This window comes from Colwellia sp. PAMC 21821, assembly GCF_002077175.1.
Classification (GTDB): Bacteria; Pseudomonadota; Gammaproteobacteria; order Enterobacterales; family Alteromonadaceae; genus Cognaticolwellia.
Genome location: NZ_CP014943.1, coordinates 2,503,247 through 2,516,801 on the forward strand (window position 1 = coordinate 2,503,247; position 13,555 = coordinate 2,516,801).

A 13,555-nucleotide genomic window follows, 5' to 3' on the forward strand; every position below is an offset into this window, starting at 1 on the left:
GATTGCTATTATACCCAAGCATCTTGGTTATGTATTCAATGTTATCGTGCTATGGTTAAACTTTAGTTTTTCTATAATAAATATCACTTAAGTTGTTGCAATAAAGGGCGTTATGACAACAAAAAAAGTACTACCTCAAATTACAGCACGCAAGCAGGTTGCTAAAAGTCGTTTATTTGCCATTGAGCAAATCGATTTAACCTTCTCTAATGGCGAAAAGCGTGAATATGAATGTATGTCTGGCAAAGGCAGAGGAGCAGTGATGATCGTTCCTATGCTAGATCAACATACCATGTTACTGGTGCGAGAATACTGTGGCGGCACCCATACTTATGAGCTCGGCTTTCCAAAGGGGCTAATTGATGCTGGCGAAAGTGCGGCAGAAGCGGCTAATCGTGAATTAAAAGAAGAAATTGGCTATGGTGCTGAAAAATTAACATCAGTCCATACCGTTGCCATGGCCCCAGCATTTTTTGATGCTAAAATGACTATTTTTCTCGCAGAAAATCTCTATGCCGAAAAGTTGCCCGGTGATGAACCAGAAGCGTTAGAAATAGTACCTTGGCCACTAGCAAATTATCGTCAGTTATTGCAAGAGCAAGATTTCAATGAATCGCGCAGCATTGCCGCTTTGTTATTAGTAAAAGATCACTTAGGAGGTATTTTATGAACCAAGAAAGGTTACTGTCTATAGCACTCGAAAGTGCCAAAAAAGCGGGGCAAGAAGTCTCTCGTTATTATAAAAATGGCAATTATACCGCCGAAATAAAAGACGATAACAGCCCAGTGACGAGTGCTGATATCGCTGCAAATGATATTTTAATGGATGAGTTAAAAAGATTAACGCCCGATATCCCCATTATTTCTGAAGAAGTAGGGGCATTAGACCTTGCCCAACGAAGTAAATGGGCGCGCTATTGGTTGTTAGACCCTATTGATGGCACCGGTGAGTTTATTGCTGGCAGTGGCGACTTTGCGGTTAACGTGGCGTTAGTTGAGAATGGTTGGCCAAGTATTGGTGTTATTCATGCGCCTGACCATCAATTAACGTATTATGCGCAAAATAATTTGGGTGCCTTTAAAGAAAACGATTCAGGTAGTCATAAAATACAAGTGGCGCATTATGATGGCCAACGTCGTATTAAAGTGGCGATCAGCCGTCGCCAAGATATTAACTTGATGGGTCAGTACTTAAATAGCGACTATGACTTCGACCATGTCGCTTTAGGTAGTTGCTCGCTAAAAAATTGCTTAATTGCCGAAGGCGGAGCTGATTGTTATTTACGTGTTGGACCAACAGGTGAGTGGGATACCGGCGCAAGTCATTGTATAATAGAGCAAGCTGGCGGTAGTATTATCGACAGTGAATTTAATCCGTTAACTTATAATCAACGTGAGACTTTGATGCAGCCTGATTTTTTATCGTTAGGGAATAAAGAAATTCCTTGGCAAGATATTATTAAACAGCATAAAGCAACACGTAAAATTTAATAACAACCTAAACCATAAATAACTCGTTATTTGTTTTGGGTCTAAATACCAGGTGAAAACCTAACAGACATGGAGTACATAATGCGCCAAACAGCTTTAATTTTAATTACCTTACTTGCGATTTCGACAAGTTTACCGGCTTTAGCTGCATGGAAGCTCGACGATTCAAGTTCTCAACTTAGCTTTATGTCAGTTAAAAAAGAGACTATTGCCGAAAATCATAGCTTTACAAAACTTTCAGGAAATATTGACGAGCATGCACAAGTTAATATTAGTGTTGATCTAGCCAGCGTAGATACCAATATTGCTATTCGTGATGATCGAATGAAAAACTTCGTTTTTGAAACGAGTAAATATAGCGCAGCAAGTTTCACTACCGCGCTTGATAAATCATTACTTAAAAGCTTAAAAGTTGGTCAAGAAAAAAAGCTAAGTATCAGTGGTACAGTCGCTTTTCATGGTCAGCAACAACCGGTAACTATTGACGTGAATGTGGTTAAGTTAAGTGCAGATAAAATATTGGTGAATACGATAAAGCCATTTTTTATTCAAGCGGATGCTTTTGGCGTAGTAGCCGGCATTAATAAACTTAAAGAATTAGCTTCTCTACCGAGTATCAATTATGTCGTGCCGGTAAGCTTTTCAGTAGTATTTACTCGTTAAGTAAATACGGTATTACTCTTTATTAAAGGCACTTAATCAGTGCCTTTTTTATGGATAAAATATAGTGCTTACAGAGTGTTTATATAGTGTTTATATAGTGCTTATATATTGATTAAATAGTGCTTATATATTGATTAAATAGTGTTTAAGCGCTTTCTTCAGCGTCTTCTACAAATTGATCTGCGGGCAAAATATTAACCGTTTCATGTAATTCAGAGTAAACCAAAAGCGCGGTGCCTTGTTTTAATTGCTGATGTACTTGGGCTATTTTATCGTTTAGCGATACATCTTCACTACCATATTCAGTACCTTCTCTTAGGACAAAATTTTCTATAATGGCACTTAAGGTCTCGGCAGTTAATTGTTCTAAAGGAATAATCATAAATAGCTCTTAAAAAACTCGGGTATACGTTGCTCTAGCCAAAATTGTGGCTTAAAGGGATTTTTACCACTAATGAAACCAACATGACCGCCGCGAGTACTCACTTCAAATGTAATCTGTTTCGGCAAGGTCGTAATAGCGGTGGTATTTTCATGACATAAAAATGGGTCATCGGTCGCGTGAATAATCAAACATGGGGTAGATATCTGTTTAAGCACATCTCGACCACTCGCTTGTCGATAATAGTCGTTTGCATCAATAAAGCCATTAATAGGTGCGGTGACCATTTGATCAAAATCACGAATAGAGCGCACTTTATTTAAATGGTTTCTATCTATATTACTCAGTAAATTGGCATTTATTTTTTTAACCGTACTTGCTCTAAGCATATCAACTAAGTACTTTTGATAAACACGAGAAAAACCTCGGTTAATTCTGTTGCTGCAACTTGATAGGTCAAGTGGAGCACAAATAACACAAGCAACTTGATAGATGTTCTCTTTGTGCTCAGCTAAATATTTTGTTAATACATTACCGCCAAGTGAAAAACCAATAATGGCTTTTTTTGCTTGTGGGTAATTACTAGCAAGGTATTGGCTAAAGAAGTCTACATCACAAGTTTGGCCGCTATGATAGGATTTAGCCATGCGATTAGGTCGACCGCTGCAACCACGAAAATGCATTAAAACACCGACCCAACCTTGCGCTTTAATGGCAGATAACATGCCTTTTGCATAATGGCTGTTTTTTGAGCCTTCTAAGCCATGTAATACTGCAACAATAGGGCGAGAACATGTTGGGTTGACCTGTTCGGTCCATGCCAAATCTACGAAGTCACCATCGGGTAACTCTAACGTTTCAGTCGTAGTGTCAATAGTGTGACCACGCCTGAAAAACTTAGCGGCAATGGTTTGTAAGTGAGCGTTTTTTAGCCACCAAGCTGGGCTGAAAGAACTTTTGGTAAACATAACGAGGTAATAGCGTGTAATACAAAAGTTTATTGTACGTTAAAATTTAGCTATTGCCCACCGTTTGGCAATGCCTGAACTCGGTACCTATTATTGCTAATAAAGGTCGTTAGCAATAATGGCAAAAAGCTACGTTATTTTATATCGTCATTAATTTGTTTTAAGAAGTAATAAACGTAAAAGCTACAAATGCCTAGTACAGTGGCTAAGCCAATAAATGAAATTATTACGACGGGGTCGTTCAATAGCATATCTACAAAATTCATAACTTACTCCAATAAGTCTCTTTGTTAGGCAACTATTATAAGTAATAATCAAGTACCGCTTATTGATGTAGATCACGTTTAACACTTCTTATGATGTGGGATGGTTACGACGTTAGCGCTTTAATTTTCAGTAGTGCGAAGAATTGATATTCCAATAGATTTGGCAGAACTTTATACCAATTTGAAAGCTAAAAAAAACCCGCTAACGTTTGTGCGGGTTTATTTTATATTTTAGGATTTTTTAGGCGTTAGCCTTAAGGAATTTGTCTTAACTTCAATTCTCTTTGTTCGACTATTTTCCGATAAATAGCATCTGCTTTTTCACGGCTAGCTTTAATTTCGTCAACGGTTAACTTATGCTCGTCCATGTCGCGACTTTTTTCCGCCATTCTATAGGCGTTTTTAGCGGCAATAATATTCCAAATATATGACATTTCTGTGCTTTTAGCGACGCCTTTGCCTTCAAAATACATTAAGGCAAGGTTAAATTGTGCAAGGGCATAATTTTGATCAGCCGCTTTTTGGTACCAGCGTGAGGCTTGTAAATAATCACGCTGCACACCGCTGCCGTTATAGAGCATTACGCCTAAGTTGAACTGGGCGCGCGGTAAGTCTTTCTTGGCCGCTTTCTCCATTAATGCATAAGCACTTTTTAAATCTTTTTTAACGACTTCGCCTTCACTGTAAAGCAAAGAAAGATCGAACAAAGCTTCTGAATAATTTTGTGATGCGGCTAAATGAAATAACTCTACTGCCTTGCTGCTGTTTTTAATTACGCCGTAACCGTTTAAATAAATCAATGCCATTTGATATTGCGCCGGAGCATATTCTTCGGCAACTAAAGGTTCAAATTCAGCAATCGCGGCTTTAAATTCACCACGGTTTAGCTCATATATACCTAAATCTAAATCGGCGCTATATGCAGAACTCTGAGTCATTAGGGCAAAGCTGAGTGCTAGTAAGGTCAATTTTTTCATTATAATGTCCTATATTCCAGTGTGGTCGCCATTAAATGCAGTGACAAATGTCTTGCTGCAATATATTAAGTGTAGCAATAAATTTATAATGCTTGTGACATTATCTCTTCAATTTGTTCTTCAAGGTCAAGCCATTGCATTTCATTTGCCTCTAGCGCTTGTGTAAGCTGTGCTTGGCGTTTTAGTAATTCAGTAAGTTTAGCTTTGTGTTCAGCTTGATAAACCTCAGTATCGGCTAGATTAGCTTCAACATCTGTTAACTCATCTTGATTTTGTTGTACGAGTTTTTCAAATTTATCGGCTTGTTTACGTAGTGGCGACGCTTTTTTACGTAATTCTGCTTGTTCTTTGCGTTGTTGTTTTTTATCGACTTGTGGCTCGCTGACCACTTTGTTAGCTTTTATTGTTTGTTTTTTATCGTCGTTTAACCATTGTTGGTAATCATCAATGTCGCCGTCAAACTCTGTTACGTGTCCATTAGCCACAATATAAAATTCATCAACACAGGACTCTAATAAATATCTGTCATGGGCAATCAGAATAATAGCGCCATCAAAGTCTTGCAGCGCTAACACCAAGGCTTGGCGCATTTCTAAATCAAGATGGTTAGTCGGTTCATCTAATAACAACAGTTGTGGTTTTTCTAAGACAATAAGCGCTAATACTAAGCGTGCCTTTTCACCACCCGACATCGTGCCGACTTTATCTAACGCTTGGTCGCCACTAAAACCGAAACGACCTAAAAATGACCGTGCTTGTAACTCGGTTATATCCGGTTTTGCACGGGTTATATGCTCAATGGCACTGCTGGGTAAATGCAATTGCTCTAACTGATGCTGAGAGAAATAGCCCACACGCAAATCTTGCGCGCAATAACGCTCGCCTTTAAGCAGTGTTAAATCACCGGCAAGTGACTTTATTAATGTTGATTTACCGGCACCATTGCGGCCCAGTAAGCCAATACGGCTGCCTGGCACTAATGTCATGCCTACATCATTTAAAATAATGGCTTCATTACTGTAACCACATTGGCTCTCAGTTAATGCCAGTAGTGGGTATGGCAAAGTATCAGGTTGTTCAAAGCTAAAGGTAAATTGGCTATCAACATGTGCTGGCGCCAAATCAGGTAGTTTTTGTAGGCGCTTTAACCGACTTTGCGCTTGTTTAGCTTTACTGGCTTTAGCGCGAAATCGGTCAACAAAAGAGGTTAAATGTGCGACTTCTTTTTGTTGCTTTTGATACTGAGCATCTTGTTGGGCTAAATGCTCGGCGCGTTGGCGTTCAAAAGCACTGTAGTTACCAGAATAAAGTTTTGCCGTTTGATGCTCAATATGAAGAATTTGTCCGATAACATCATCCAAAAAGTCACGGTCATGCGAAATAAGCACTAAGGTCCCGGTGAATCTTTTTAACCAACGTTGTAGCCAAATAACCGCGTCTAAATCTAAATGGTTGGTGGGTTCATCAAGTAGCAATAAGTCGGCACGACTAATCAGAGCTTGAGCTAAGTTTAAACGCATTCTCCAACCACCAGAAAACGACTTTACTGGGTTTGCTAGCTGCTCTTGCACAAAACCTAAACCGTGTAATAACTCGCCTGCGCGTGCTGGTAAACTGTAGCCATTAACGGTATCAATTTGGTTGATAATTGTTGCTTCAAGTGTGCCGTTATCGTCGGCGCGCGCTTGTTCTAATTTTGCTTCTAACTGGCGAAATTCAATATCACCATCCATAACATAATCTAAAGCAGAACGGTCTAGCGCGGGTGTTTCCTGCTTAACGGTGGCAATTTTCCAGCTTGTTGGCATAGAAAGGTTGCCCATATCTGCTGGTAGCGCACCTAACAAGCTCGCAAATAAAGAAGATTTTCCACAGCCGTTCGCCCCAACAAGCCCAACCTTATGATTTGGATGTATAGTGAAACTTGATGATTTTATGAGGTATTTTGCGCCTCGGGCTAAACTTAAATCTGTAGCTATGATCATTTATCGTGTCTCATTTTAATGCAGGTCGCTATTGTCGCTTTTCCTTAGGGGGTTGTTCAAGGTAAAATAGAAGCACTGAGCATATATCTTGCTAAAATTAATTAAAAACTAATTAAATATTAAATAAAATTGGGTAAATAAGTGAAAAAACGATTTATAGCAGGAGCAACCTGTCCAAAATGTAAAGAAATGGACACCATGGGGCTAATTAAAGAAAACAGCGTTGAGACAGTAACCTGTGTAAGTTGCGGCCATCAAATGTCTCAACCTGAAGAACATGTAGTACAAGAAGTTAGACCAAACGAGCAAGTCATTGGTATTTTTAAGCAAGAATAAATATGTTAGCTAAACGATTTACCGTTTAGCTAACTAAAGCTTATTTCTAACTTATTTCAAGCATTAACTTATCGAAAATGCCCTTGACCTGAAAATATGAGGTAACTTGGCTATTTATGTTCACAGTTAATAAAGTAAATGGGCTAATGCTTAAGTTTTGAAAATTATGATTTTAGGCTTCTTTTCATCAATTTCGAAAACTTGTTTGCTACCATCTTGTTTTCTAGTCACTGTGATTTTTAATTTTTCTTCATCAGCACTTTTACCAAAAAGATTTACTTGATATTCCAGTGTGCTATTGGCGTTGTCTAATGAAAAACGGCCCATAACAACGAGCTGAGTCGCCGGTTCGTTTGGCGCATGATGAGACATTACTGGCGAAAGCATTAGCCCCTTTAAGGCTAGCTCAGCAGTTTCATCTTTTAACATAATGTTGCTTTGCACTGTTTTAATGATAGCAGGGCGATGTAATGCAAACTCTTCTGAAGAAAGCTTACCGTCTTCATCGTCATCAATACCTGAAAATGCTGAAACAGGTACTGAAATTACCATGTAAACCCCATCTTCTTTTATGTTTAAAGTACCTTGCTGCGCAACCATTACATGAGCATATAAAGCTGAAGAGAAAAGAAAATTGAATAGTATTACAAATATAATTTTTGGTAAAAGAGGATTTAATTTCATTTCAAACATCCGGTTAGTCTACTGAGCAAGCTCGCTAATAAGGCGTGCGTGTAATTATTATAATTAAAGCCGGTGGTCATTTATCGGCTTTAATTTTTAAGCGTTTATGGTGGTGGCATTCCACCTGTAACTTCAACTTCGCCTTTTACACAGCGTTGAAAGTACGGGTAACTATCTGTAGCAAAGTAATGGTATATACCTTCTGGAAACTCAGGTGTAACACCTACTCGACCATTACATTCATCTAAATCGCCTGAGCCAGCAACATATTCCCAGTCTTGTGCGAAAGTGCCTAGTGAATATATATCTGTGGAAGGGCGTGAAGTGCTAACCTCACTTTTTAATTGATAACTACCGGTTAGTAACTTAATTGATGATGTGGCATCACTGGCAATACTATAACCGTAACGCGCATAAATAGGAAAGCCATCAGCCGCCCAGCCTATAATGGTCATGGCAGTGTCACCGCCACCTTGCTTAGTTATAAAACCTTCTGGCATTCCATGATAATGGTAAGTGCCACCAGGTTGAACATGAGCATTGTTGTCGTCGGTGCCAAAATTAAAGTTTGAATGACCTAATGCTTCAATACTCCAATTGCCACTGTTATCTATTAGGCTACAGTTGTCGCCTGAGTCGTCGCAGCTACCAGCCGTACCCGCATCTATTTTTACGCCATTAAGTACATAACCGGTAACACCGCGAGGGCCACCTAGTTCTGTAGCTGTTGTTGATTCTTCTGGTGATAAGGTAAGGTTTGCTGAAATGTCTTGAGATGAAATAGCATTGGGATTACCTTCATTTGGAAACTCTCCAACCTCATGATCGGGTATTCCGTTAGCACTTAATAAACGCTCACTATCGCTACAGCTCCACTGCGACATGCTGTCGTCGAGCACATAAATAGAATCATTGTATTCGTTATAATTGTAGTCACATAATACCCCGCTAGTAGAGCTTTCGGATACTTGTGAAACGACTATTTCAACACTATCAACTTCGCTATTTAACTGGCTATCATCAACGGTTAAATTAACCACATAACTCCCCACAACATCAGCAACGAAAGTAGGGGCAATGTCTGTTTCATTCGATAATGTAGCAACACTGCCATTAGGTATGCTTGAAAAACCCCAAGAGTAACCTAGAGTATCACCTTCAGCATCACTACTTAGTTCGCCAGAAAGCGTAACGGTACTATTATTGAATACTGACTGATCGCTACCAGCATTAGCAACGGGGGCGGTATTAGTTGTAGTTGTGTCAGTATCAGTACTCGATTCACTATCTGAACTGCTGCCACCACAAGCGGTTAATGTTGCTAAGGTAGATAGTAATAAAAGCTTCGCTATGGCTGATGTGGATGTTGAGCTTTTCAACGTATTAATATTTTTTTTCATTGTTAACGTTACCTAAATCAAAGTTGGCTAGATTGGCGTTATCATAAAATTAAAATGTGCAGGAAATGTGCAAAAAATATGGAATATTTAGGAAAATGAAATTTAAAATAATAAATATAAAACCCAATAAATTGAAAAACGCTTGTGCTAAAAATTTAAAGCTAGTTTAAGTATAAATAAGCTAGCTTTGAACTTTATTAATATATTAAGCACGAATATTAAGGACAGGTACTAAGCAGTGGTATTAATAATGGAATCACCTTCTTCTAAGTCAAATTTTTCGAATACCTGAGCTAATATCGACTGTTTATCTTCATCGCTCAGGCTATTGCCATTATTTTCTGACAAGGTTTCTTCTAGAATTTCTGCAAGATAATCAAGCATCGAGGTTATTTCGTCGGCACTTTGTTTTGGAGGTGGAGGTGGTCTACTACCTTCTGAAACATTGGCGAGTTCACCTATGCTTTTGGCGTCAAAACCTGCGCTAGATAAAGCTTTTTCAAGTGCAGCGCCCGGTTGAATATTAGCTTGAGAAAATGTTTCAATAATACTTAAAGCGTCTTCTTGGCTAAGATTATCAGTATCAAACTCAGATAAGGTGTCAGAAATTAATGACTGCTGTTCTGAAGTTAAACTTTGCTCTGACCTAAACGGTGGTGGTGGCATTGAGCTGTTTAAATTAGTTGTATTAATCAATTTACTTCTCCTTAGCGCTTTTTTTTAGCAGATGGACGGTGGTTTTTAAACTCAGTTTTACTAATAACACCATTATTATCGCTGTCGATTTCATTAAAAATAGTTTGATGATCGCCATGAGGTAATTCTTGCTGAGAAAACTCGTCAAAGTCGACTTCACCGTCGCCATTAACATCTATTGATGAAAAAGCCGGTGGAGGTCCTGGTCGTTCTCTATTTTGTTCTTGCGCTTGTGCCGGAGTTTGACTAAATATAACGGATAGAAACGTTATGGCTAATACGGTTTTTGATTGCATATTCATAATGTGTTGTTAATCCTTATCCTAAATTAAGATATAAAGTTACCAACAGAAAATGCAAAAAATGTGCAAACAAATAGAAAGATTAGTTAAATTTTGTAACTCATTCTTTCATTAAAGGATTAAAGGATTAAAGGATTAAAGGATTAAAGGATTAGAGTACTAAGCGATAACCCGTACCATACACCGATTGTATCCAGTTTTTACCATTACTAATGTCACTGAGCTTTTTACGTATTTTTTTTATGTGACTATCAATGGTGCGATTATTGACGATGCGATGATCTGAGTACATATTTTGCATCAGGTGATCTCGGGTAAAAATACGCTCGGGTTTACCTGCTAAAGGTTTTAGTAGCTGAAACTCAACAGAAGTGAGTGATACTTCGTGATGATGAAACGCCACAGTTAATCTATGTTCATCGAGTATCAGCATGTCTGAAGTATTGTCGATAGTTTGCGTTCGCCTAAGTACCGCTTTTACTCGGGCTACAACTTCACGCGGGCTAAAGGGTTTGCAAATATAGTCATCAGCACCTAACTCTAAACCAAGTAAGCGATCTATTTCTTCAACTTTAGCGGTCACCATTAAAATAGGGACATTTGAAAATTGTCTTATCTCTTTGCACAAATCTATGCCATTTTTACCGGGCAGCATTATATCGAGCAAAATAGCTTTAGGTTGATTTGATTTAACCCAGGCAATAACTTCATCACCATGGTGAATTAAGTGCGTACTATATTCAGTAAGTGCAAAATAATCTGCTAGTAAATTAGCAAGTTTAATTTCATCTTCTACGATTAATATCGAATTGGGCATAGGGTTTCTCTAAGCTAAAGGTAGGGTAATAATAATCGCTAAACCACCCAAAACAGACTTTTCAGCACTAATTTCTCCTTGATGAGCGATAACTATATGCTGACAAATAGATAAGCCTAAGCCAAAGCCACCCGTTTCTCTATTTCTCGAGTCTTCTACGCGATATAAATATTCGAATAAATGTATTAGGTGCTGTTCATCAACGCCAATGCCATTATCTTCAAACCTAAGAGTAACAGTGCCCTTGTCATTTCCTGCTGAATTTTCTGCTAACTTATTAACGATTACTGAAACCTTAAACTCACTTGCTTTAGCGTACTTAATACAATTATTAATTAGATTTTCAAATAATTGATAGAGCCTAGTTTTATCAGCATAAATCATAACTTCTTTGGCATTTAATTCAAGCAGAAGTGCAATGTTGGCATCTGATAAATAGCCACGATACTTACCAGCTTCGCTTTTTATTAATTGCACTAAATCTTCATGTTGTTTGCGATAGCCCATGCCGCCAATGTCAGTACTCGTTAGTTGATTCAAATCATCAATTAAGCACTGTAAATGTTTAACTTCATCATTAGCAGAAGCAATATTATTATGGGTTAAGGGCCTTACTTTATCGAGCATAGCTTCTAACTCACCGCGTAATATGGCAACAGGCGTGCGCAACTCATGCGATATATTGGCTAACCAGCGTTTTCTTGCATTTTCATTTTTAGCCAATGTCAGTGCCAACTCATTAAAATCTCGGCTTAACTCACTGAGTTCGTCGTTTCTATTTACCTGAATAGATTGCTGATAATCGCCTTGGGTAAGTTTATGCATACCGCGGGTAATAAGCTTAATTGGTTCAACTATATGTCGGGCAATAGGAAAGGTAACCAGTGCAACAAGGCTCATCATCAAAAAGGCAATTAGCCATAAATATTCTTGCTGTTGCTCAATAAAATCAACTTCATAGCCCTGTGTTAGCTGATTCCGTTTTGAAATCGCAAAAAAACCGACTACGCTTTCATCAACCTTTAGGCTAATTTTTGTATACTCTAAAGTGGGTAGGTAAATACCGGCAATTAATGTTTCGTTAATATTTAATAATGCATAATGTGCGTCACCTTTTGGTGGACGAGGAGGAAATTTATCTAAACTATTATGACGAGGAGGAGGTCGATTCTCAGGCTGGTGCGGTTGAAAACTCGGCTTAATAAATGGTTTTCTGTCGTCATTAGCAGGTTGGCTATTTTTTTCGATATCAAAGTCAGTATCTGCAAGTTGTTGAGAGATTAATTTATGAAACCTGCGATGTTTACCGGCCATTGAAAGCCAATTATTCTCAATTTTGTATTCATCAGTTAACTGAGTTAAAACCGGTTGTAATGTTTCTACCTCTTTTGAAATAACATATTCAACCATACCCTTGTCGATGCTCCACTGCATCAAGGATACCAAAACGGTCACCAATACCAAGCTAAAGCTGAACAAAAAGAGAAACAGTTTATTTTGAATTTTCATAGCACACTAATAATCTTAAATTTAATAAATAATGCGGTTTAAACCACTACTTTCACGAACTAATACACTAAAAGCCATGCCATATTTACGTCACTTTTACGCCAACATAACTTATGCACAAAACATAGGATAACAATACAATGTGCAAAAAATATGCATTATTTATATTAATATCGTTGGTGTCGTTTAAAAGGAGAGATTGACTAAGCTTATAAGTCTAACTATCAGCATTATTTTTTAATGCCAATAGGTGATGTACGTGAACGTCCATTTTCAAGAGTAAACAATGATGAAGCCTGCACTTCAGCTTTGCCTTTTATAACGTAGGCTGAGCCTTTTTATTCACTCAGCCCAGCAGATGCAGCAAAACACAACGCTGACGTAAATAATAGGGTTGGGAGCCGTATTTTAATCTTCACTGATTGCCTTTTACACTTATAACCAACGACGAACGCTCGTTTGATATGTTTTATATTTATTAGCGAAAATTTCTGTTAAATGACGTTCTTCAGCCAGTGTTTGTTTATATAGTGTATACAAACCAATTAACAGGCAAACCAAAGTAAAAACAGAAGGTAATGCTAAGAAAAAACCTAATTGCGATAATGCCACGCTAACAAAAATGGGGTTACGTGAATACTGAAAAAAACCATCGGTAATTAGTGCTTCTGGCCCTTTAGGGTCGATGCCTGAACGCCATTTTCGCTTCATGCTAAAGTGGATGATAATAGTCAATAAAAAGCCGATAGTTAACAAAACATTGCCCGTTATTAGAATAACCGCATGGTCTAAACTTGGTAAAATACCCAAGTAATTATCAAGGTTGGGGAAAAATAATCTGAACAGGCAAACCAGCCATATCGTTACTCTAAATAAACGAAATGTCATATGATTCCACCAGCTAGAACAAAAGCGTTGCCCTGGGAAAATCAACTCAGTATTGGATTTTTTTTGTGAGAAAATTACTCTCACCGTATAAAAAATGGCGACCGAAGAGTAAAAAACGGCTAGATATAAACGGGTAAATTCTATTATTGCAGAGGTGTTATCAGGAGAAATCATGGGTTGTTTTTACATCC

General features: G+C 38.1%; 15 protein-coding genes. 4 read left to right on the forward strand and 11 right to left on the reverse strand.

Annotated features, from left to right (window positions below; translation table 11 throughout):
* Nucleotides 1-112: 112 nt before the first annotated feature.
* From nudE to A3Q33_RS10770, 3 genes are all read left to right on the forward strand, one after another.
* Nucleotides 113-670 carry an ADP compounds hydrolase NudE gene (gene nudE / locus A3Q33_RS10760; RefSeq protein WP_081179934.1) on the forward strand — a complete coding sequence of 186 codons (558 nt, stop codon included), beginning with the start codon at nucleotides 113-115 and terminating at the stop codon, nucleotides 668-670.
* Nucleotides 667-1,491 carry a 3'(2'),5'-bisphosphate nucleotidase CysQ gene (gene cysQ, locus A3Q33_RS10765; protein WP_081179935.1) on the forward strand — a complete coding sequence of 275 codons (825 nt, stop codon included), beginning with the start codon at nucleotides 667-669 and terminating at the stop codon, nucleotides 1,489-1,491. The genes nudE and cysQ overlap by 4 nt, the downstream gene beginning before the upstream one ends.
* Before the next feature lie 81 nt (nucleotides 1,492-1,572).
* Nucleotides 1,573-2,154 (forward strand): YceI family protein, encoded by a 582-nt coding sequence (locus A3Q33_RS10770; protein ID WP_196797942.1) that lies wholly within the window; start codon nucleotides 1,573-1,575, stop codon nucleotides 2,152-2,154.
* A 145-nt stretch (nucleotides 2,155-2,299) separates the two neighbouring features.
* Here A3Q33_RS10770 and A3Q33_RS10775 read toward each other — a convergent pair whose 3' ends face one another.
* From A3Q33_RS10775 to A3Q33_RS10790, 4 genes are all read right to left on the reverse strand, one after another.
* Entirely contained in the window at nucleotides 2,300-2,536 is a 237-nt protein-coding gene (locus A3Q33_RS10775; RefSeq protein WP_081179937.1) for a YheU family protein, read from the reverse strand.
* Nucleotides 2,533-3,504, reverse strand: a complete 972-nt coding sequence (locus A3Q33_RS10780) for a hydrolase (protein WP_081179938.1) — start codon at nucleotides 3,502-3,504, stop codon at nucleotides 2,533-2,535. The genes A3Q33_RS10775 and A3Q33_RS10780 overlap by 4 nt, the downstream gene beginning before the upstream one ends.
* A 520-nt stretch (nucleotides 3,505-4,024) precedes the next feature.
* Nucleotides 4,025-4,747 carry a tetratricopeptide repeat protein gene (locus tag A3Q33_RS10785; protein ID WP_081179939.1) on the reverse strand — a complete coding sequence of 241 codons (723 nt, stop codon included), beginning with the start codon at nucleotides 4,745-4,747 and terminating at the stop codon, nucleotides 4,025-4,027.
* 83 nt (nucleotides 4,748-4,830) lie between these two features.
* Nucleotides 4,831-6,732, reverse strand: coding sequence for an ATP-binding cassette domain-containing protein (locus A3Q33_RS10790; protein ID WP_081179940.1), 1,902 nt, complete (start codon nucleotides 6,730-6,732; stop codon nucleotides 4,831-4,833).
* A 189-nt stretch (nucleotides 6,733-6,921) separates the two neighbouring features.
* Here A3Q33_RS10790 and A3Q33_RS10795 point away from each other — a divergent pair, with 189 nt between their 5' ends.
* A complete protein-coding gene (locus A3Q33_RS10795) occupies nucleotides 6,922-7,068 on the forward strand; it encodes a YheV family putative zinc ribbon protein (RefSeq protein ID WP_196798108.1) in 147 nt (48 codons plus the stop codon).
* A 150-nt stretch (nucleotides 7,069-7,218) separates the two neighbouring features.
* Here A3Q33_RS10795 and A3Q33_RS10800 read toward each other — a convergent pair whose 3' ends face one another.
* From A3Q33_RS10800 to A3Q33_RS10830, 7 genes are all read right to left on the reverse strand, one after another.
* Complete coding sequence (locus A3Q33_RS10800) at nucleotides 7,219-7,761, reverse strand: hypothetical protein (RefSeq protein WP_155866755.1); 543 nt, start codon at nucleotides 7,759-7,761, stop codon at nucleotides 7,219-7,221.
* A gap of 95 nt (nucleotides 7,762-7,856) precedes the next feature.
* Nucleotides 7,857-9,152, reverse strand: coding sequence for a YHYH protein (locus tag A3Q33_RS10805; RefSeq protein WP_081179943.1), 1,296 nt, complete (start codon nucleotides 9,150-9,152; stop codon nucleotides 7,857-7,859).
* A gap of 231 nt (nucleotides 9,153-9,383) precedes the next feature.
* The gene (locus A3Q33_RS10810; protein ID WP_231295606.1) at nucleotides 9,384-9,848 is read right to left on the reverse strand and encodes a hypothetical protein; all 465 of its coding nucleotides are present in this window, start codon (nucleotides 9,846-9,848) and stop codon (nucleotides 9,384-9,386) included.
* Between the two features lie 11 nt (nucleotides 9,849-9,859).
* Complete coding sequence (locus A3Q33_RS10815) at nucleotides 9,860-10,150, reverse strand: EF-hand domain-containing protein (RefSeq protein ID WP_081179944.1); 291 nt, start codon at nucleotides 10,148-10,150, stop codon at nucleotides 9,860-9,862.
* A 151-nt stretch (nucleotides 10,151-10,301) separates the two neighbouring features.
* Nucleotides 10,302-10,967 carry a response regulator gene (locus tag A3Q33_RS10820; protein WP_081179945.1) on the reverse strand — a complete coding sequence of 222 codons (666 nt, stop codon included), beginning with the start codon at nucleotides 10,965-10,967 and terminating at the stop codon, nucleotides 10,302-10,304.
* A gap of 9 nt (nucleotides 10,968-10,976) precedes the next feature.
* On the reverse strand, nucleotides 10,977-12,476 hold the full coding sequence (locus A3Q33_RS10825; RefSeq protein WP_081179946.1) for an ATP-binding protein: 1,500 nt from the start codon (nucleotides 12,474-12,476) through the stop codon (nucleotides 10,977-10,979).
* Between the two features lie 435 nt (nucleotides 12,477-12,911).
* Nucleotides 12,912-13,538: a methyltransferase family protein gene (locus tag A3Q33_RS10830; RefSeq protein WP_081179947.1), complete on the reverse strand. Its 627-nt coding sequence runs from the start codon at nucleotides 13,536-13,538 to the stop codon at nucleotides 12,912-12,914.
* Nucleotides 13,539-13,555 lie beyond the last annotated feature (17 nt).

Coding starts and splice junctions, on each gene's coding strand:
- A3Q33_RS10805 (WP_081179943.1), bottom strand. CDS start 9,152: ATGAAAAAAAATATTAATACGTTGAAAAGCTCAACATCCACATCAGCC.
- A3Q33_RS10830 (WP_081179947.1), bottom strand. CDS start 13,538: ATGATTTCTCCTGATAACACCTCTGCAATAATAGAATTTACCCGTTTA.
- A3Q33_RS10825 (WP_081179946.1), bottom strand. CDS start 12,476: ATGAAAATTCAAAATAAACTGTTTCTCTTTTTGTTCAGCTTTAGCTTG.
- cysQ (WP_081179935.1), top strand. CDS start 667: ATGAACCAAGAAAGGTTACTGTCTATAGCACTCGAAAGTGCCAAAAAA.
- A3Q33_RS10820 (WP_081179945.1), bottom strand. CDS start 10,967: ATGCCCAATTCGATATTAATCGTAGAAGATGAAATTAAACTTGCTAAT.
- A3Q33_RS10790 (WP_081179940.1), bottom strand. CDS start 6,732: ATGATCATAGCTACAGATTTAAGTTTAGCCCGAGGCGCAAAATACCTC.
- A3Q33_RS10770 (WP_196797942.1), top strand. CDS start 1,573: ATGCGCCAAACAGCTTTAATTTTAATTACCTTACTTGCGATTTCGACA.
- A3Q33_RS10800 (WP_155866755.1), bottom strand. CDS start 7,761: ATGTTTGAAATGAAATTAAATCCTCTTTTACCAAAAATTATATTTGTA.
- A3Q33_RS10795 (WP_196798108.1), top strand. CDS start 6,922: ATGGACACCATGGGGCTAATTAAAGAAAACAGCGTTGAGACAGTAACC.
- A3Q33_RS10780 (WP_081179938.1), bottom strand. CDS start 3,504: ATGTTTACCAAAAGTTCTTTCAGCCCAGCTTGGTGGCTAAAAAACGCT.
- A3Q33_RS10785 (WP_081179939.1), bottom strand. CDS start 4,747: ATGAAAAAATTGACCTTACTAGCACTCAGCTTTGCCCTAATGACTCAG.
- nudE (WP_081179934.1), top strand. CDS start 113: ATGACAACAAAAAAAGTACTACCTCAAATTACAGCACGCAAGCAGGTT.
- A3Q33_RS10775 (WP_081179937.1), bottom strand. CDS start 2,536: ATGATTATTCCTTTAGAACAATTAACTGCCGAGACCTTAAGTGCCATT.
- A3Q33_RS10815 (WP_081179944.1), bottom strand. CDS start 10,150: ATGAATATGCAATCAAAAACCGTATTAGCCATAACGTTTCTATCCGTT.